The organism is Streptomyces katrae, assembly GCF_000966975.1.
Classification (GTDB): domain Bacteria; phylum Actinomycetota; class Actinomycetes; order Streptomycetales; family Streptomycetaceae; genus Streptomyces; species Streptomyces katrae.
In genome coordinates, this window is record NZ_JZWV01000586.1 from 1 (window position 1) to 378 (window position 378).

Here is a 378-nt window from a genome sequence, read left to right on the forward strand (position 1 = left end):
GCGTTCAGCAACGCGCTCGCGACGGTCCTCCAGCGGCGGGCCTCGCTCACCGTGCCGCAGAGCGACGGGTTCCGGTTCGGGCTGGTGCTCGATCTGCTGCGGCGGCCGCTGTGGCTCGGGGGGATCCTGGCGGTGATCGCGGCCGGGGTGGGGCAGGCCGCGGCGCTGGCCACGGGCGCGCTGTCGCTCGTACAGCCCCTGTTCGTGCTGGAGCTGCCGCTCGCCCTGCTGATCGCCTCGCTGATGACGCGCAATCGGCTGCCGGGGGCGGTGTGGCTCGCCGTGGCCGCCGTGGTGGCCGGGCTGGGGGTCGCGCTGGTGGCCGCCTCGCCCGCGGGGAACCGTACGCACGTGCCGCTCGACCGGTGGGTGCTGGCC

The 378-nt window shown here is 76.2% G+C and carries 1 protein-coding gene; it reads left to right on the top strand.

Going from position 1 to position 378, the window contains the following annotated elements; translation table 11 throughout:
* Positions 1-378, top strand: a 378-nt coding sequence (locus VR44_RS21080) for a DMT family protein (protein ID WP_045949114.1), incomplete at both ends; no start/stop codon positions are given.